The 17,590-nt window shown below is 68.5% G+C and carries 16 protein-coding genes; 7 read left to right on the top strand and 9 right to left on the bottom strand.

Annotated features, from left to right (window positions below; all coding sequences use genetic code 11):
* Nucleotides 1-18 precede the first annotated feature (18 nt).
* Both JNUCC0626_RS13600 and JNUCC0626_RS13595 read left to right on the top strand, forming a co-directional pair.
* Entirely contained in the window at nt 19-1,344 is a 1,326-nt protein-coding gene (locus JNUCC0626_RS13600) for an aminotransferase class I/II-fold pyridoxal phosphate-dependent enzyme (protein WP_394620092.1), read from the top strand.
* A 413-nt stretch (nt 1,345-1,757) separates the two neighbouring features.
* Nucleotides 1,758-2,510, top strand: a complete 753-nt coding sequence (locus JNUCC0626_RS13595) for a M23 family metallopeptidase (RefSeq protein ID WP_394620091.1) — start codon at nt 1,758-1,760, stop codon at nt 2,508-2,510.
* Nucleotides 2,511-2,535: 25 nt separating this feature from the next.
* On the opposite strand, the gene mpaB is transcribed toward JNUCC0626_RS13595, so the two are convergent.
* The gene (gene mpaB, locus JNUCC0626_RS13590; RefSeq protein ID WP_394620090.1) at nt 2,536-3,576 is read right to left on the bottom strand and encodes a daptide biosynthesis RiPP recognition protein; all 1,041 of its coding nucleotides are present in this window, start codon (nt 3,574-3,576) and stop codon (nt 2,536-2,538) included.
* A 47-nt stretch (nt 3,577-3,623) separates the two neighbouring features.
* Between mpaB and JNUCC0626_RS13585 the strand changes: the two genes are divergently transcribed.
* Entirely contained in the window at nt 3,624-4,490 is an 867-nt protein-coding gene (locus tag JNUCC0626_RS13585) for an AraC family transcriptional regulator (RefSeq protein ID WP_394620089.1), read from the top strand.
* 88 nt (nt 4,491-4,578) lie between these two features.
* Here the strand turns inward: JNUCC0626_RS13585 and JNUCC0626_RS13580 are convergent, their stop codons facing one another.
* The 6 genes from JNUCC0626_RS13580 to JNUCC0626_RS13555 all read right to left on the bottom strand — a co-directional run bounded on the left by JNUCC0626_RS13580 (nt 4,579) and on the right by JNUCC0626_RS13555 (nt 11,571).
* Nucleotides 4,579-5,334: a FadR/GntR family transcriptional regulator gene (locus JNUCC0626_RS13580; RefSeq protein ID WP_394620088.1), complete on the bottom strand. Its 756-nt coding sequence runs from the start codon at nt 5,332-5,334 to the stop codon at nt 4,579-4,581.
* A 74-nt stretch (nt 5,335-5,408) separates the two neighbouring features.
* Complete coding sequence (locus JNUCC0626_RS13575) at nt 5,409-7,997, bottom strand: tetratricopeptide repeat protein (protein WP_394620087.1); 2,589 nt, start codon at nt 7,995-7,997, stop codon at nt 5,409-5,411.
* A gap of 75 nt (nt 7,998-8,072) precedes the next feature.
* A complete protein-coding gene (locus tag JNUCC0626_RS13570; protein WP_394620086.1) occupies nt 8,073-9,200 on the bottom strand; it encodes a S1 family peptidase in 1,128 nt (375 codons plus the stop codon).
* A 372-nt stretch (nt 9,201-9,572) separates the two neighbouring features.
* On the bottom strand, nt 9,573-10,349 hold the full coding sequence (locus JNUCC0626_RS13565) for a response regulator transcription factor (RefSeq protein WP_394620085.1): 777 nt from the start codon (nt 10,347-10,349) through the stop codon (nt 9,573-9,575).
* A gap of 77 nt (nt 10,350-10,426) precedes the next feature.
* On the bottom strand, nt 10,427-11,002 hold the full coding sequence (locus JNUCC0626_RS13560; RefSeq protein WP_394620084.1) for a snapalysin family zinc-dependent metalloprotease: 576 nt from the start codon (nt 11,000-11,002) through the stop codon (nt 10,427-10,429).
* A gap of 23 nt (nt 11,003-11,025) precedes the next feature.
* Nucleotides 11,026-11,571, bottom strand: coding sequence for a snapalysin family zinc-dependent metalloprotease (locus tag JNUCC0626_RS13555; protein WP_394620083.1), 546 nt, complete (start codon nt 11,569-11,571; stop codon nt 11,026-11,028).
* 155 nt (nt 11,572-11,726) lie between these two features.
* Between JNUCC0626_RS13555 and JNUCC0626_RS13550 the strand changes: the two genes are divergently transcribed.
* Entirely contained in the window at nt 11,727-12,746 is a 1,020-nt protein-coding gene (locus JNUCC0626_RS13550; RefSeq protein ID WP_394620082.1) for a LysR family transcriptional regulator, read from the top strand.
* On the opposite strand, the gene JNUCC0626_RS13545 is transcribed toward JNUCC0626_RS13550, so the two are convergent.
* Entirely contained in the window at nt 12,686-13,621 is a 936-nt protein-coding gene (locus JNUCC0626_RS13545; protein ID WP_394620081.1) for a LysR family transcriptional regulator, read from the bottom strand. The genes JNUCC0626_RS13550 and JNUCC0626_RS13545 overlap by 61 nt on opposite strands.
* A 361-nt stretch (nt 13,622-13,982) precedes the next feature.
* On the opposite strand from JNUCC0626_RS13545, the gene JNUCC0626_RS13540 reads away from it, so the two are divergent.
* From JNUCC0626_RS13540 to JNUCC0626_RS13530, 3 genes are read left to right on the top strand one after another with little or no spacing between them, the layout of a single operon-like run.
* Complete coding sequence (locus tag JNUCC0626_RS13540) at nt 13,983-14,519, top strand: FadR/GntR family transcriptional regulator (protein WP_394620080.1); 537 nt, start codon at nt 13,983-13,985, stop codon at nt 14,517-14,519.
* Nucleotides 14,516-15,430 carry a LysR family transcriptional regulator gene (locus JNUCC0626_RS13535; RefSeq protein ID WP_394620079.1) on the top strand — a complete coding sequence of 305 codons (915 nt, stop codon included), beginning with the start codon at nt 14,516-14,518 and terminating at the stop codon, nt 15,428-15,430. Before JNUCC0626_RS13540 ends, JNUCC0626_RS13535 begins: the two co-directional genes overlap by 4 nt.
* 38 nt (nt 15,431-15,468) lie before the next feature.
* Nucleotides 15,469-16,296: a hypothetical protein gene (locus JNUCC0626_RS13530; RefSeq protein ID WP_394620078.1), complete on the top strand. Its 828-nt coding sequence runs from the start codon at nt 15,469-15,471 to the stop codon at nt 16,294-16,296.
* A 78-nt stretch (nt 16,297-16,374) separates the two neighbouring features.
* Here JNUCC0626_RS13530 and JNUCC0626_RS13525 read toward each other — a convergent pair whose 3' ends face one another.
* Nucleotides 16,375-17,574: a S8 family peptidase gene (locus JNUCC0626_RS13525; RefSeq protein WP_394620077.1), complete on the bottom strand. Its 1,200-nt coding sequence runs from the start codon at nt 17,572-17,574 to the stop codon at nt 16,375-16,377.
* Nucleotides 17,575-17,590 lie beyond the last annotated feature (16 nt).

Here is a 17,590-nt window from a genome sequence, read left to right as displayed (position 1 = left end):
GGAACCGTGGAGGCGAGGATGCGTCCTGCCGAGGCGTCGGTCACCTCCTGCAAGACGTTGGGCGGATTCAGCGCGGTACGCGGTCGTAGCCTGCTCGATCGCCACGAGGCCTACGGCGAGTGGCGCAAGGACCTGGTCGAGGCCGGCGTGTGGCCGTTCTGGCGCACGCTGGAGAACGACGTCTCTCCTCGTGGTGCGGTCAGCTCGTCGCCGACGGGAACGCGCACCGAGGGTGTCTGTCTGTCCACTCAGGACTACCTCGGACTCTCGAGGGAGCCGTCGGTGCGCGGGGCGGTGGCCGAGGCGTTGTCCACTTACGGGCCGCACTCGGGCAGTTCGCCTGCCCTCACCGGGCTGACTCCGCTGTCCGGAAGGCTCTGCGAGCACGTGGCCTCGCTGACGGGGAAGTCCCACGTGGTTCTCTTCCCGACAGGATGGGCGGCGGGATACGGGGCGATCACCGGTTTGGTGCGCGGCCACGACCACGTCGTGATCGACGTGCTGGCGCACAACTGCCTGAGCACGGCGGCGCGCGCCGCCACGTCGAACGTCCGTCTGGCCAGGCATCTCGACAACGACTCGGTCCGCGCGAGGCTGAAGGCGATCAGGGCCGTGGACGAGGAGAACGCGATCCTGGTCGTGACCGAAGGCGTGTTCTCCATGGACTCGGACTCGCCTGATCTGCGCGGTCTGCGAGCCATCTGCGACACCTACGACGCGGCGCTCCTGGTCGACGTCGCCCACGATCTCGGTGCGATGGGTCCCGGTGGCACCGGGAAGCTCGGTGAACAGGACATGTTCGGCTCGGCCGACATCGTGATGGGGTCGTTCAGCAAGTGCTTCGCCACCAACGGTGGGTTCGTCGCGATGAGTTCGGAGGTGGCCGCGACCTACCTGGCCACTTATGCCGGGCCCCACCTGTTCTCGTCGGCGTTGTCCCCGCTGCAGACCGCAGCGGCCTTGCGTTGCGCCGAGATCATCCAGTCGCCCGAGGGGGAACGACGCCGCGCGCTCCTGCGCGAGAAGTCAGTCCTGACGCGCACCGCGTTGCGGGCGAACGTGTTGAGCGTGCGCGGCGAGGTCAGCGCCATCGTGCCGGTGGAGAGCGGTACGCCGGCGGTGTCGCGGCTCGCATGGCGCCTTGCGGAGGAACGGGGCGTGATCATCTCGCCGGTCGAGTACCCCGCCGTTCCCAGGAACCAGGCCCGCTACCGGCTTCAGCTCATGGCGGACCACGCGGATGCGGATCTCCTGCGGGCCGCAGCGGTCATCGCCGATTCTCTCGCGCAGGCACGGGAAATGCTCGGTATCACGATGCCAGAGGTACCGCGCCAAGGCCGATAGCGCTCCGGCCCACTGGTGCGCACCAGCATCCGGCGGATTCGGTGACGTGCTCGCCGGTTGTTGTGACGTCGCACGAGGTGTGGCAGGCGCCACTGTGCCGGACCAGTGGATGCTATAGGGATCCGTTATAGCCCTGATCGATGGACCTGCGGCAGGCGCTCGCCCACACTCGAACACAACCATTCATCGTCCACTTCGGACGTGTTCGGCGCTCATCCCTGCACGCAAGTCCACGAAGGTGGCTTCGTATGAACAAATCACGAGTTCTTGTCGTAGTGTCCGCGTTAGCCGTGTGCTCCGCGATCCTCATCTCACCCACGGCCGCCACATCAGGGTCCGGCGACCTGGTCGTCTCGGTGCGCGTTGCCATGATCGAGGCCAACGGGGGAGAAGGGGTCATTGGCCGGAGTCCGGTGGTCGAACCCATCACCGCGAAGGCCTCGTGGGCTTTCGGAACCACGACGGTTCCAGTGGCCCGCGGCGAACACGGTGCTCCTGACACCGCTCTGTTCGTCGCTACGAAGGAGAAACGAGGCTGGCAGGTCGCACTCGAAGGGACGGACCAGTTCACCGACCTGGTGGCCAGGGCACCCGCGGACGTGGTCAGCGACGGTGAGAAGGCCACGTTCGCCTCGAGTCGTCAGGCCGCTCGCGCACAGCTGGCTCCGACAGGTCTCGGGCTCCCCTGGCCGCGCGGCCAGGCCTGGGGCTTCATCGGAGGCCCACACGGTCCGATCGGCAACGGCCCGCCGTGGGGCTCACTCGACTTCGCGGGAGGGGACGGCCGGGTGCTGGCAGCCGCTTCAGGGCGCGTCTACCGCAGCTGTGTCACCGCGACCAGTGCCTTCATCACCGTGGTGCACGACAGCGGCTACAGCTCGCGCTACTACCACATGACCAACCTCACGAGCTTGGCCAACGGCAGCTACGTGTCCGAGGGAACCTATCTCGGGCGAATCGGTAACGAGCTGCCCTGCGGAGGGATCAGCAGGGTCGCGCACGTCCACTTCACGCTGATGTCGGGCAGCACCGAGGTGTCCATCGACAACATGACGATCGGGGGCTGGACCTTCCGCCAAGGCGGCACTCCGTACGCCGGGTACGCGACGCGCAACGGATTCCGCGTCAACGTCGGAGGCAGTCTGACCAACTACGGACCGTCCTGACGGGCGGCGGCCCGTGGACCGAGGTTCACGGGCCGCCACCCCAGCGAAGCGAGCCCGTGAGCTCCGGGTAGCCGGTCAGCAGCTCGACGATCGCCTGCGTGGCCTTCACTCCGGGCGTGCCGAGGTGCCGGGACACCCGATGCCGGGCGCACCCCAGATCAGGCGAGGTGAGGATGATGTCCGCCACCGCGGCATTGGTGCGCCGCAGCGACAACGCCCTGGTCGCCCCGTCCGGCCACAGCCGGTACGAGTCACCCCTCCACAGGAGCAGCGGTGCGCCAGGCAACTCGGCGCGGCTGTGCTCGTCGGCCGGCGCGAGTCGCGCACCGAACCCGCTGACGTTCCACCCGGTCGTTCCCCTGTCCCGCAACAACCTCAGCACGTGCAGCGCGGTGAGATACCGGCTGAGCCACGGTCGCCGGTCGCGTGCCTCGCTGATCACCTCCGCCCGCACCACTCCGTTGAGACACACGTCTCCGTTCGCGGACAGGGCGGCGGCGGCATCTGTCAGGCGCGCGCGGTCGAAGCCGATCGAACCGAGGAGCGCGCCCGCCGGAGTGGGGCGCACGATGCCTGATCTTGAGACGTGCAGCCTCGCCAGGCGTGCGCCGCCGCAGTCGTCGCCGTCGCCGAGTGCGCACAGGTCACCGAGCACGGTCGTGGGATCGGTCAGGAACGGGGCGAAGGCACCGGTGCCGCGCGCCCTGTCCGCGTCAGCGAGGAACGACCGGTAGTCGAGGCTCGACATCACGCGGACCACCGCGCTCCCCGTTCGCGCGGCGGTGGTCGAGTAGCTGAGAACACGGCAGATTCCCGCCGAGGTGGCGAACTGGTCGCCCTCCGTGGCGAGGTCACCTTCACCTCGCACGAGCTTTCCCTTGCGGCCGGGGAAGGGACCGAACACCAGGTCGTCATCGTGATCGCAGATCTTCAGCGCGGCATCCAGGTGTGCAACCGAATCGACGTGCGCCAACCGGCCCGTGCCTGCCCAGACGCCGGTCACCAGCCGGACGACGTCAGGCGGGGGAACGCCGCGAAAAAGTGTCATGTTTGCGTAAACACGCATGGTGCACCTTGAATGTCGGAAGTGTCTTCAGAGAGGAAATGCCCGCGATGTCCGAGCGCACGATTCGCGCGGTGCCCCAGGAGCGGGTGCGATCCGCGCTGGACCAGGAGCCGACAGCGAGTCTGTTGGTGACGGAGGCGGGTTACGCGGCTCGGATAGCTCGGCACCGGGCGCTCCCGGACGGCTCGACGGACGAGGCGATCGCCGCCGTGTGCGTGGCCGGAGCGGGCACGATCACGGCCGGTGGCCGGTCGCACGCGGTGGGGCCGGGCCAGGCGTTCGTGATACCGCCGGGCGTTCCCCACCTGTGCCACAGCGATGATCGAGCGCCGTGGACGTTGTGGTGGCTGCACGCCGCCGGAACGCTCGTGCCCTCGTTGCTCGCCGGCGCAGACGTCAGGGTGGTCGTGCTCGACGATCCGTACCGGTGCGTGTCGGCGGTTCAGGAGGCACTGCGCGTGCTGGTGGACGTCGAGTCGCCCGAGTCCCTCGCGGTGGCCTCCGCGCAGGGCTGGGTGCTGCTCGCCGGCCTTGCCGCACCCGTGCGGCGCAGCTCCGACCCGAGCCGCATCGCGCGGGAGCACATCGACCGCAACCTCGGCACCTCTATGCGCGTCAACGATCTCGCTCGCCTCGTCAACCTGTCCGAGTCCCGCTTCACGGCGTTGTTCCGTGCCTCGACGGGGATGGGCGTCACGGCCTACGTGAAGCAACAACGCATGGCGCGAGCACGGGAGCTGCTCAGCACCGGTAGCCGGCGCGTGGCCGAGATAGCGGCGCTGGTCGGGTACCCCGACCCGTTCTACTTCGCGAGGCAGTTCCACGCCGTGCACGGCGTCAGCCCGACCGGCTACCGCAGGCAGCGGGTGACGCGTCCCGACGGTGACGAACTGCGGACGTCGGTGCCCACGTGAGACGCTCGTTGACCATGCACTGAAGGTAGGTGCGGCGGGGGATCCGCTGAATGGTCAGCCTGCCTGACAGGCCTGGACTTTTCGGCTCCTAGGCCGTGGTGGCGACCGTGCTCACCGGAGGCCTGCCCTGTTTGCGGCCGGACGCCGGTGCCTCAGGTTCGTCCCGCTCGTCGCCGAGCGACGTGCGCAGCCACGACGCCGCGTCTCTCAGGTGAACCAGGGCTGAGGCGTGCGCCAGCGCCGGATCGCGTTGCGCGAGAGCTTCGTAGATCGACTCGTGCGCGGCGATCGTGCGGGCGGTGGCGTCCGCGGAGACGACCCCGTGCCAGATCCTGAGGTGCACCGTGCGGCTCCCGAGGCCGTCGAGGATCGAACGCAGCGTCGAGTTGCCGGTCGCCGCCGCCACGGCGGCGTGGAACCTGATGTCCGCGGCCACCAGTTCGTCCACGGAGGAGTCCGGGCCGACGGAGTCGAGTGCCCTGCGGATCGCGAGGAGCTTGTCGTCGTCCATCACGGCGACGGCGCGTGCCGTGGCCACGGGTTCGAGCATCTGCCGGACTTCCAGCACCTCCAGCAACGTGTCGTCGCGCATCAGGTCGACGGCGAGCGCGACACCTTGCAGCAGCAGTGCGGGATCCAGGCTCGTCACGTAGGTGCCGGAGCCCTGCCGCACCTCGAGAACGCGAGCCTGCTCCAGAGCGCGGACGGCTTCACGGGTCGAGTTGCGGGAGATGCCGAGCTCCTCGGCCAGGCGGTGCTCGTGGGGGAGCCGGTCGCCGGGCGCGAGCCTGCCCTCGATGATCAGCGAACGGATCCTCGCAATCGCGTCGTCCGCAAGCGCCACCGGGTCACCTCCTCGATCATCAGCGTGCACCCTACCGCTGACGGCCGCCGGACTGTCCAGGCGTGGCGCGTGGATCATCCAGGTCTGCCCGACGTCATCCAGTCGGCCAGGTCCATCGCGTCGGCGTGCGCCGGCTCTTCCTGGAGCAGCATGGTGAGCTTCTCCGCGGCCAGGTCGGTGCGCCCGTCGAGCAGATCGAGCTGGGTCCGCAACAGCAGCACGTTTCGGCCGTGCGCGGCGATCGGGTCGTCCGGGAACGGCTCGCCGGACGAGGTGACGGCGGTCGACACCGCGAGGTCGTCGCAGAAGGAGCGCAGTCTGTCCCGGATGGACTGCGCGTCGACGTGCCTGCCCAGTCCGCGCAACGCCAGGACCGACCAGAAGGCCTGTTCCGGCCGGTCGAACTCGCCCGGGGGTACGGCCAGGGCCCAGGCACGCCGTGCCGCGCCCGAGTCTGCCTCCAGCAGGCGGCTGCCCAACCGGAAGTACAACGCGGGCAGGTCGCGTGGCGTGGTGCGCAGCCGCAGGGATCTCGCCGGGAACCTCAGGTTCCCGGTCGGGACCTGGAGCGCGCCGAGCCGGGCCCAGGTCCGCGCGAGGACCGCCGTCTCATCGGAGTGGAACTCGTGCCCGTTCATCAGCTCCTCGGCCTCGGCGACCGCGCCGGTGGTGAGCAGCAGGTCGGCCATCGCCAGCGCCAACTCGTCCGTGAGCTCGACCGCGGCGCCGCGATGGCGCAGCGCGTGGAGCCTGAAGGCCGGCAGGACACCGGAGCGGGCGTCGAGCTGGTCGCTCTCCCAGACGAGCACGGGGTCTGGCGCCAGTGCGAGCGCTATGTCGAAGCAGACGCGTGCGTAGGGGAGATCGTCCTGTGAGGACAGACCGAGACACCGCCACAGTCGTGCGTCCCTGGAGTGAAGTGACTTGGTCTGCCGCCACGTGAAGATCGCGTCGTCGACCCGGCCGTGACCGTGATACCAGAGCCCTCGCAGGAACATGGCACTCGTGTCCTCCTCGGTCGTCGCTTCGAGCAGGTCGAGGTCGTCCAACCGGAACGGGACGCAGTCTCGTGAGTCCGCCGCGAGGATCTCCTCGGCGGACTCGTCGAAGCGGCCCAGAACCTGGAACAGGCGGGCTCTTCGGTGGCGCGCGAGGTAGGCGACCGACGGTTGCCGCGGGTCGCGTTCGTGGTCGCTGTCCGCCGCCGCACCGAACAGGCGCAACGAGGCCTCGTGTTCGCCGGTCCCCAGGTACTCGTGCGCGAGGTCGTAGCAGGCGTGCGGATCCGGCGCGCAGGGAAGCCCTGCCAGATCCCGTGCCCACCGGTAGGTCGGGTCCACGCGCAGGGCCTCGGCGAGCGCCGACCCGGCCTGTTCGGTTCTGCCGAGCCTGCGGCTCAGGATCACGCGCAGGGCGTGCGCCTGCAGATGATCGTGGTCATCGGCCAGCACCTTGGTGACGACGACGAGCGCGTGTTCGTGCCGCCCGGCCAGAGCCAGGAGGCGCGCCAGCCGGTAGCGGGCGGGCACGCGCCACCGAGCCGACTCCACCGCGTCGCGGTAGCTGTCGGCGGCCTCGGGATGACGGCCGCATCGTTCGTGCACGAGTCCGAGGAGGTAGGCGTCGTCCTGTTTCCGACTGTCCAGACGGGACTGCGCCGCCTCGAACTCGCCTCGTTCGTAGAGCTGCCAAGGAGGGGCGTTCGTGCGAGACGGTGTCGGTTGCGGGGCGAGCAACGGTTGACTGGGCAGCCTCGCGCGCACGAGCTCTTCGCCGTTGTGCGTGACACGAACGAGTCCGATCTGGTGTTCGTCGCCGCGCGGCACGGGGAGAGCGCGCAGCTGGGGCTCCCTGGGGAGGACGTCCACGACGCACGTGGCCAGCTTTTGCCCGCGCCGCGACCAGGCTTCGACCACGCAGCCCTGCCGGTGCGAGGTGGCGACGAGTCCAATGTTCACGCGTCCTCGGCCTTGCATCACGTGCAGGGCGGCGTGTTCCGTAGCGGCCCGCACGCGGCCGACGCCGTTGGCGCCGAACCAGAACGCCGAGAACTTCAGGGTTTCGCCGGGCTGGAGCAGCACGCCCGCTCTGAACGGCTCCGGCGGTGGAACGTGCGCCGTGTTCGACACCTGCTCAGGCTGAACGTGCACGAAGTCCGTCTCGTCCCAGCGCAGTGGACGCGGACACTCGGATTCGTTGTAGACGCGGGAACGCAGCTCCAGCGCCGAGTTGTCGGGTCTCAGTCGTATGCCGTGCATGAGCTTGAGCCCGCTCACCGGGTCGTGGCGGGAGAACCACGTGGTGACGGCGCCGTCTTCGTCCTGCTCGACTTCGACGTCGGCGGGCGGTGGCGTCCAGGCGAGCGGCTGTGGTGCGAGCAGGTGACGTCCGGTCAGGAGGTCCCAGGCGACGTGGACGAGACCGCCGGCGCCCGGCAGCACTCCGACTCGCACCCATGGGTTCTCCATGTGCACCACGGCCCACGGGGCGAGATGTGGCTTGGCGGCCACGCCGTCCGTGGTGAGCAAGGGGTAGTCGCGGTACGGGCGGTGCTGCGGTGCCCGGCGCGCGTGCGTGGGGAGGTCCGCCTGGGAGCGCCAGACCGCGACACCGGCGTGTTCCTGGTCAGCCGGACGACCGGGGAAGCCGTGCGGATCGGACATGGTCTCGCACCTGACGAACGGGCCGGCGTGGCCGAAGGACGGCCACGCCGGCGATGGACTCCGGTCAGTTGGTGATCAGGACGTCAGCAGCTGCACGCCGTAGTGGTTCGCCGCGTCGACGATCGGCTGGTAGAAGGAGTAGCTCTGGACGCGGGTGCCGCTGTTGAAACCGCAGTCGGGGCCGTTGACCGGACCGCCGGACGTCATGCCCTGCGCGGTGTTGCCGGAGATGTAGGCACCGCCGCTGTCACCGCCTTCGGTGCACACGGTCGCCCTGGCGAGCCCGCCGGTCTGCCGCACCTCACCGCGGTAGAAGACCGTGTTGTTGTACGAGGTGATCGTGCCGCAGGTCCAGCCGGTGGTGTTGCCCGCCTTGCAGATCGCGCTGCCGACCGGTCCGCGGGACATGCCGGTGACGCGGACGGTGGTGTTCATGCGGGTGTCGACATACGTCCGCTGGGTGTCCTCGGCGTCGACCGACATCAGACCCATGTCGAAGTCGGGCATGCGGTGCGCGATGCCCCGTCCGATGTGGGTTCCGTTGGCGTCGAGGATGTCCGGGTTGCCCCGGACGCAGTGGCCTGCGGTGAGCACGACCTTCTGCGTGCCGCGCAGGCCGTTGAACCCGAGGCTGCAGTTCGTTCCAGGAACCATGTCCATGATCCGGCCCGGCACGACATCGGCCTGGGGCAAGGGCTTCGCTCCGCGCTTGACCGTCACGCCGTCGATCGAGGAGAGCTTGGTGACGAGGCTGTGGGACGCCGCGTCGGTCACCTCGACCACCACCTTGTCGCCGGCGACGTCCGGGCCGACGGACTGCACGTGTGCGCTGTCGTCGCCGATGGTCCGCACCACCTGGTCGGACAACCGCACGAGGGCCCGCTCGCCCCGAGCACTTTTGCGTGGCGTGAGTCCAGCCGCGGCCGCCTCGCCGACGGCCACCGTGTTCACGATCAGCCGCTCGCCTTCGAAGTACGCGCCGTCGATCTGCGTGCCCTTCGCGCGCAGCCGGTCGAGTTCGGCCGTGAGCCGCTGTTCGCGGTCGAGGCGGACCGCGGCCTGGGACGGGGTGGTGCCGAACTCGGCGGCGAGCACCGTGAGCATCGCCGAGTCGTAGTCGGAGGCCGCGGCGGTCGGCGTGGAAAGTCCCACACCGACCATGGCGGTGATGGCGAACAGGGTGGAGAGCTTCACTTTGTTCATTCGCGTCCAGCTTTCGATGCAGGGGTGGACGAACAGGTGAAAACTGCCTCCCTCAGGACGGGAGGCGTTACCTCTCAGGAGCAAGGTATGGGATGTATTGCGAGTTCAAGTCTGCACAGGCGGACAAATGCGCACAAGATACGATCAGAGGGTTGGAAGTCATGGGAGGACTTGATAGTCTGGGCGTGCCTCGGGGAGAGGTCGTCGTAGCTCTCCCAGGGTGCAGGGAAGGAATCTCGGTCAGCCCTCTTGAGATTCCGAAATCTGGGGGTGGGGTGCGAGCTCTATCGCAGGGAGTGACGTGGGCTCGCACTCTGTTCCCGCTGTGGTGCCGGCCGGTGAGTCGCTGCGGAGGCTCACCGGCCGCACGGCCTAGCGGATCTTGGGCGCAGTGGGCGTCCCGCCGATCGCCGGGGTGCCGTCGGCCGGGAGTTCCGTCAGGCGGATTCCGACCCCGCGCAGCGTGTGGAGGTAGCGTGGCCGGGTCGCGGACTCGCCCAGCTTGCGGCGCAGCCAGGAGATGTGCACAGAGATGCTGTGGTCCTTGGCGCGGTGGCGATGTCCCCAGACCGCCTCGACGATCTCTCTGCGGCTGACCACGCGGTCGCTGCGTTCCGCGAGGAAGACCAGGACGTCGAACTCCTTGCGGTTCAGGTCGAGCGGCCGTCCGTCCAAAGTGGCCTGACGGAGTGCGCGGTCCACGTTCAGCTGCCCGATCGTGAGCGGTGGCAGCGAGTTGGTGATCCTTCTGTTCCGACGCAGAAGTGCCCGCAGGCGAGCGGTCAGGTGTGCCACGGAGAACGGCGTCACCAGATAGTCGTCGGCACCTGCGTTCAGCGTCTGGATGATCTTCGGCTCGTCGTGCGGCCCGCACGCGATCACGATCGGAAGAGTGCTGATCTTCCTGATGACCCGCAGCAGCTCTCCGCCGTCGATGTCGGGCAGGGTCAGGTCCAGGACGATGAAGTCGGGTCTTCGATGACTGATCGCGTGCACGGCGTTCAAGCCGGACAACGAGACCTGCGTCCGGTAGCCGGCCTGCCGCAGGTCGTTCGCGACCGCTCGGGAAACCAGAGGGTCGTCTTGCACCAGTAGAACGGTGATCTCAGGAATGGCCTCGACCTGGCGGTTGCCGGGGTTGTCCGTCACTGTCGCATCCTCAAAATGGTGGAGAAACGCGGTTGCCGGAGGCGAACAGGGCCTCCGGCAACCGCAGGTGTTGATGCTCAGGCGGCCGAGAGGACTCGTGCCTCGTCGAGGACACGGCCGGACTCGGTGCCCAGGCCAGGTTCGAACGCGGGGAAGCGCGCCCAGTAGCGCTGCACCGCGGAGAACTCCGCCGCACTCGGCTGAGGGTTCGTGCACCTGCCGCCGGCCATCACCTTGGAGCAGTTCCCGATGTCGCTCGGGTGGTTCAGGCTCAGGATGTGACCGAACTCGTGCACCATCACCCGCAGCGCGGAAGCTCCGGAGGAAGTGATCTGGTTGCGGTACATCCAGATCGTGCCGCGGGTGCAGCCGATGCAGCTGGCCTCGCCGGGGGCCGGTCCGCTGTTGCGGGTCACGACGTTGATGCCGCCCGTTCCCCTGACCAGGCGCATGTTCGTCACGCCCGCGTTCCAGATCGCGGCGGCCTGGTCGGCCTCGTCGGCCATCTCCGCGGCGCTGCCGGTGCTGTAGTAGATCGTCACGGCCAGGGCCTGCCGCGCCGGTGGGGGAGCCGCCGCGGCGACTGGAGCGGCGAGCAGGACGCAGCCAAGCGCGGTGAGGACGGTGGCAATGAGTCGAGAGGAGGACTTCACAGGGATCTCCCGTTGTCGGGCGGTCAGAACGCCGCGTCGGTGATCGTGATGCCCGCAGGTGCGGCGGTGCCCGCGTAGTTGCGCTCGACCGAGGCCTTCTCGCGGGCGTCGGGCAGCGGGTTTGTGCAGCTCGTGCCGGCGGTCGATCCGGACATGAGCGACGAGCAGGGCCCTGGCTTGATGTCCGGCAGACCGAGCACGTGACCCAGTTCGTGCGAGGCGATGCGCGTTGCGTCGTGGCCCTGTGCGGTCGCCGCGCGGCCCATCCACACGGTCAGCGGGCCTCGTCCTGGGCGGACGGGTCCGAGTTCGGCACGAGGCCAGCCGGGGTCGGCGACGAACCTGATGTCGACCCGTTGGCCGGCGGTCGCGCGGACCACCCGGACGTTCCGCACGGAGTTGTTCCACGCGGCCACGCCGGCGGGGATCACCGAGCGGAACTCGGCCGCCTGGCTGTCGGTGTAGTAGAGAGTTGTCGCCAGGGCTTCCGCGGCGGTCGCCTGGGCCGGGACGAAGGTGACGGCGAGAGCCGCCGCCGTCAGGGCGGTGCTGAGAGCGCGTTTGTACAAGTTCACTCCTTCAGGGCGCGGCACGGCGGATTCAGGGCGCCGTGACAGGGAAGGCCTTGATCGAGCGTGCGGCTGAGCGTCCACTCGCCACATCTGGTGATGGTGAGCCGTTTTCCCCATAGCCGTGCAATCCCAGCTGCGCATAAGGTTTCCCTATGGAGTTGGAGTTCAGGCACCTCCGGGTCATCAAGGCGGTAGCGGATCGGCGCACGCTCACCGCAGCGGCGCGTGAACTGCGCATGGCACAACCGACAGTGACCGAAACGATGCAGCAGGCCGAGAGAATCGTTGGCGGGCCGCTGTTCCGGCGTTCGGCGAGAGGCGCGGTGGCAACAGCGCTGGGCGAGATCGTCGCGGCGCACGCGAGAAAGGCGCTTCTCGCCCTGCAACGCTTGGACGATCTGGTGGAGGGACGGTCCACTGGAGTCGTCCGCATCGCCGCCATCCCGTTCGCTCACAAGGCGTACCTGCTCGACCTGGTGCCTCGGGTGCTGGGAAGGGAAGCCGACGTGCGCACGGTCCACGACGTGGAACAGCCGCTGGAACTCGTGACGGCCCGGCAGATCGAGGCTGGGTTCGTCCACGACCTGCCGGGACATGAGCACGAACTACCGCACGGTGTCCTTCGAACTGTGGTGGCGGTGGAACCGCTGCTGGTCGCGATGTCCGAGCGTCATCCGCTGGCCTGCCGTCAGCAGATCGATCTGGCCGATCTCGCCGGCGCCCGTTGGCTGGTGATGGACCTGCGGCGCAGCAGGATGCCGCGGTATCTCACCAGCGTGTGCGCAGCGGCCGGTGTCGACGCGGTGGTCCGCCGCGTCGACCAGGTCGACTTCTCCAGACTGGCCACGTCTGACTCGGCCGTGGCCCCCGTGACGCCGGGGGCGCGCCGCCGGTCACGAGTGGTGTTCAGGCCCTTGACCGGAAACCCGCTGAGGTGCACGACCAGCCTTGTGCACCACGTGGAGGGAGATCTGGTGGAAGGAGAGGTGCGGCAGCTGTGGGAAGGGCTGTCCTCGTTGCGGCGCAAGGTGGTCCAGTCGACCGAGGGGTACCGCGAGTGGATGAGCGCCAATCCGGGCTGGACGGTCACCCCACCGGAACCGGTGCGCGATCACGACCCGATCCAGCCGGGATTGCGGTCGAACCAGCCGGGGATTCTCGGGGAGTGCTGAGCAAGCTGCCGGTAATGAGCTCGAAGCGCGTCGCAGACCACCCCCACGTGCTCGCCGACGGCCGCGTCCGTCCACAACAGCACGTGCCGCAGCCGCAACGGGTTGCCTCGTAACGACACCGCCGGACCGGGCGCGCGCTGACCGTTGTCGACGGCCTGGAGCGGTATCGCCAGGTTCTCTCCCCTCCGGATCATCTCCGCCATCACCAGTCTGCTCACCGTGAAGACGGCAGGCGACGAAAGCCCCGCCCGCGTGCACGTGTCCGCCAGGTAGCGCAGGTAGGGCTCGTCAGCGTCCAGCGTCTGCACCCAGGTGGCGCCGTCGAGGTCGTCGAGCGCGATCTCGCCCGTGGTCGCCCGCGAGGCGAATACGAATAGCGGTTCATGTCCGACGACGGCGATGTCGAAGCCGTCAGGGGTGTACTCGTAGCCGGGACAGTCGGCGGTCAGCGCCAGGTCGATCTCGCCTGACCGCACCGCGTTCACGAGGGAGCTCCACCGGGGTTCGACCACCAGCTCGGCGGCTCGCTCCGGAATCGCGGTCGCGATGGCGTCGCCGAGCCTGCCCGCCAGCGCGAGGTCGTACGTGCCGACCCGGATGGTGAGACCGTTGTGGTACTCGCGAATGGCATGGTTCATCTCGTCCAGCGTGACCAGCACTTCGCGGGCGTGCGCGACCACCGCCTCGCCGAACGAGGTCGGCGTCGTACCGTGCCTGCCTCGCGTGAAGATGGGTCTGCCCGCCAACTGCTCGATGCGATGCAGCTGGCCCGACAGCGCGGGCTGGGACAGCCCCAGTGCGGCCGCGGCCTGGGTGATGCTGCCTGCGGCGTGGATGGCTTCGACCTGCCTGAGGTGCCTGACCTGCAACTTCACCACCGGGTGTGCGAGCCGGTGAGGGAGCCGGCGAGCGGGCCGGCCTGCGTCGGCCGGGTTGTGGGATCGCGTCGCGCCGACGGCACGACCATCAACGATGGTCCGAGTCCGGTTGGGGTCGCGCTACCGACGACCGGCTGGAGTCGGGCGAATTGCCGGAGTTGCGCACCGCGTCCGTGGTGCCAGGAGGATCCGGCAGCCGAATAGTCCAGGTTTGTCAGGGGACTGTCCCATTCGACGGTGTGGCGTCCCGTTCTAACGTGCAGGACGTGCACACGTCATCCGGTCTTTCCGCGCGCCGGCGGGCCCACGGTCCTACCTCTCCGTTGGTGCTCGTGACCCGGAGGGGCAGTGGCCGTTCGTGACCTCGGAACTGGTGACGAGGTTGCGCGTGCTTCTTGGTGAAACGGGGAACGCGGGCCTCTTCGACCTGCATTCGCTGTTCGACTCTCTCCAGCGCGATCCGTCGAAGATCAGGGAAGCGTTGCAGGCCTGGCGTGTGGTCGAACCCGCCGCCACCGCCTTCGCGGCCGGTCGGATTACCAAGCTCGGCCTGCGGCGGCTGGATCGCCTCTGTGGCGCTTACGAAGCAGCGAAGCTCCCGGAGGCGCGGGCACGGCTTGATCACGACTTTCACAGGTGCGTCGTGGAGTTCGCGGACAACAGGTTTCTGGCTAGAACGCACGCCGAGGCGGGTGAGTCGTTGCGCGGACTGCGGCTGTTCCGCAGCGTGTGGAAGCCTCACGGTGAGAACGCGGTCGCGGACGATCATCGTGAAATCGTCGCGGCGCTCGTCCGTCGTGATGAGGAACTCGCGTCGGCGCGGGCGCTCGCGCACGTCGCTGTGGCCGAACGGTGGCTGAGTGACGCCCAGGACTGGTTGGCGGGACAGGGGTGAAGCTCGATCGCCGGCACCTGGAACTGGTAGTCGCCGCAGCGGAGGAAGGCAGTCTGCGCCGGGCCGCGGCGCGGCTCAAGCTCACCCAGCCCGCGGTGACCACGCAGCTGCGCCGCATCGAGGGAGCCGTGGGCGAGCCGTTGTTCGTGCGCCACGCGGGCGGAATGTTGCTGACCCAGGCCGGGGAGACGTTCGTTCGCTCGGCTCGGCTGGTGCTGCGAGAGCTGGCGGAGATGCCCGTCACGATCAGGTCGACGGAGGCCTCGCGTCCCAGCGCCCCGGTCCGCATCGGGTCTGTGCCTTGTGGACAGATGTCGGAACTGATCGACGTGCTCGTCACGCTGATGCCGACCAGGGAGCTCACCAGCCGCACGATCCGCGGCAACGCGGAGCTGCTCGCGTTGCTCGCCGCCGGCAACCTCGACGTCGCGCTGTTGTGGATGTTCGCGGAGGACACGCACGACCCACCTGAGGGAGTCGTCACCCGGTCTCTGGTGGCGGAGCCGTTCTACTTGGGGGTCGGGGCCAGTCATCGGCTGGCGCACGTGCCCGAGGTGGATCTTGCCGAGCTGGCGGAGGAGCGCTGGGTACTGCCCGTGCACGAGGTCGCAGGCTTCGGTGAGTTCTTGGCGCGTGCTTGCGCTCGGGCGGGGTTCCGGCCGCGGATCGCCCACCAGGTGGCCGATAGCCACAACGCACAGGTGATCGTCGCACGTGACCACGGCATCACCCTCGTGCTACCTGGGAGAGAAGACGTGCTGGACAGGGGGCTCAGACTGGTCGCGCTGGCGGGAGAACCGTTGTCGCGCCGACTGGTTTTGGCGTGGCGCGGCCAGTCGGACGTTGCGGGTGTGGCTCTCGCGTTGCACTCGGAGCTGGTAAGCCGCGCGGTGACCTCGTCGGCCGCCTGACACCTCGATCTGTTGGGGGAACGGTGATTCTGCACCGCGTGGACGTTCATCCGGCGCAGGACGTCAAGGACCTGTTGCGGCATCTGGACCGCTATGAGGTGGGATTGCGCAAGAAGCAGCGCGCCGATGTGCTGCGGATCGAGCTGTGGCTTCCCGCCGCGTTCGCGTGGGCGCTTGCCACGAGTCCGTCCGTGCGTAGGAGGCTGAGGTCAGAGTTGAACTCCCGGTGCATTGGCGTCTGGGCGCTGAACGCGTACTCGTACGGCGACATGCCTCGCGGCGGTTCCGGCGTACACAGTCCTGATTGGACTGATCCGCGCAGGGAGCTGTACACCAGGAACTGCGCCGTCGTGCTGTCTGATCTGTTGTCCGATGACGCGCCGCACGGTTGCGTGTCCACGCTTCCGCTGGCGAAGCACACACGATGGTCGGCGTTGCACGACGTTCTCGCCGAAGTCGCGATCGAGAACGTGACCAAGGCGTTGACGGAGTTGGAGCGTCCGGTACGTCTCGTGTTCAGTCCCGAGTCAGGGTGTGTGCTCGGCACTGTGACCAGTGCCGTGGCGTGGTTGGCGCACCGGGTGGATCCCGCTCACGTGGGTCTCTGCGTCGACCTCGATCACGTGACCGACCCTACGGGAGACGTGGCGGTCGTGCTGAACTCCGAGACGGGCCTCTTGCAGATCCGGTTGTCCGCAGCGGCGGAAGATCGCCTGGTCGCCATCTCCCAGGCCCTGAGCGAGGAGACACAGATCGTGGTGGACACGTTCTCCTCAGTCGTGATGGCCACGACTCTGGACGGGCTCAACGAGGACGCCGCGACGTGTCTGCGGCGGATCGCCGAGGTCGTGGGCGCTCGTGGATGAGAAGTGCGTAGGTCGCTTACGACCTCGTGCCGGGCCTCCCAAGCGGCCCGGCACGAGGTTTCATTCCCCTGCCGGGGTTCAGCGGGTGCGCAGAAGCCGGTTGGGCGTTCCGGCACCGGGATCGGTGACCTTGTTCGGCGTGGCCGAGGCCACGATGGCGTTGTGCACCGCGGCCGGCGTCGCGGCGGGGTTCGCGGAGAGGTGAAGCGCGACCGCGCCGGCGACGTGCGGTGCCGCCATCGACGTTCCGCTGGCGAGCTGCGTCCCGGTGTTGCTGGAGTGGGACGCCGAGATGATGTCCTCACCGGGCGCGAACAGATCCACGCACCTGCCGTAGCTGGAGGACCGGCGCCGCGCGTCGGTGCGGGTCGTAGCGGCGACGTTGATCATCTCGGTGACGCGGGGCGGTGAGTACCTGCACGAGTCGTCGGCGGTGTTGCTCGCCGAGACCACGTAGGTGATGCCGGCGCGGATCGAGGCGCGGACCGCGTCGTCGACGGCACGACTGGGGTCGTTCGGCCGGCCGGTGTGGAGGCTCGCGTTCGCGACGGCCGGGCGGACGGCGTTCGCGGTCACCCAGTCGAATCCGGCGACCAGCGCGGCGAGACTGCTGTTGGACTGGCAGTCGAAGACCCGCACGGCCTTGAGCCTCACGCCCTTGGCGACGCCGAACCGCGTGCCGCCGATGGTGCCGGCGACGTGCGTACCGTGTCCTTGGCAGTCCCTGCCGTTGCGCCCGTCGGAGAAGGCGTCGAAGCCGGGTGACGCGCGACCGCCGAAGTCCGCGTGGTCGTAGTTGATGCCGGTGTCGATGACGTACGCGGTGACGTTCGAGGCCTCGGTGCTGGAGGAGTACCTGTTGTTCAGCGGCAGGTCGGCCTGGTCGACGCGGTCGAGTCCCCATGGCGGGTTGATCTGGTCGGCCTGCGTTCCGCGGACGACCCTGTTCTGCTCGACGTACGACACCGACGAGTCCGCGGCGAGCCGCTTGGCCTGAACGGGCGACATGGTCGCCGAGAAGCCTTTCACAGCAACCCGGTAGATGTGCTCGACCACGCCCTCGTACCGACTCGCGAGGCTTTCAGCGCGTTCTCTGATCGCGGACGGCTGGGTCGCGAGGTCCTTGAACACCACGATGTAGCTGTTCTGGACGGAGTCCGCGCCGCCCTCTCCGAGGACTTCTCCCCGCTGTGCCGCGGTCGCGGTGGGAGAGAGGAGTGCTGCCGTGCAGACGATGGCCAAAGCGGTCGAGCAGCACAGCGAGATGTTCTTCCTCATCGCTCGTCCTTCGTCT

This window comes from Lentzea sp. JNUCC 0626, assembly GCF_043632865.1.
In the GTDB taxonomy this organism is placed as follows: Bacteria; Actinomycetota; Actinomycetes; order Mycobacteriales; family Pseudonocardiaceae; genus Lentzea.
The sequence above is the reverse complement of the archived record's forward strand: the minus strand, read 5'-3'. Positions and strand labels throughout refer to the sequence as shown.

Bases quoted from the DNA above. Each gene is read 5' to 3' on its own strand.
- JNUCC0626_RS13575 (WP_394620087.1), bottom strand. From the start codon at position 7,997: ATGTCCGATCCGCACGGCTTCCCCGGTCGTCCGGCTGACCAGGAACAC.
- mpaB (WP_394620090.1), bottom strand. From the start codon at position 3,576: ATGCGTGTTTACGCAAACATGACACTTTTTCGCGGCGTTCCCCCGCCT.
- JNUCC0626_RS13525 (WP_394620077.1), bottom strand. From the start codon at position 17,574: ATGAGGAAGAACATCTCGCTGTGCTGCTCGACCGCTTTGGCCATCGTC.
- JNUCC0626_RS13600 (WP_394620092.1), top strand. From the start codon at position 19: ATGCGTCCTGCCGAGGCGTCGGTCACCTCCTGCAAGACGTTGGGCGGA.
- JNUCC0626_RS13550 (WP_394620082.1), top strand. From the start codon at position 11,727: ATGGAGTTGGAGTTCAGGCACCTCCGGGTCATCAAGGCGGTAGCGGAT.
- JNUCC0626_RS13570 (WP_394620086.1), bottom strand. From the start codon at position 9,200: ATGAACAAAGTGAAGCTCTCCACCCTGTTCGCCATCACCGCCATGGTC.
- JNUCC0626_RS13585 (WP_394620089.1), top strand. From the start codon at position 3,624: ATGTCCGAGCGCACGATTCGCGCGGTGCCCCAGGAGCGGGTGCGATCC.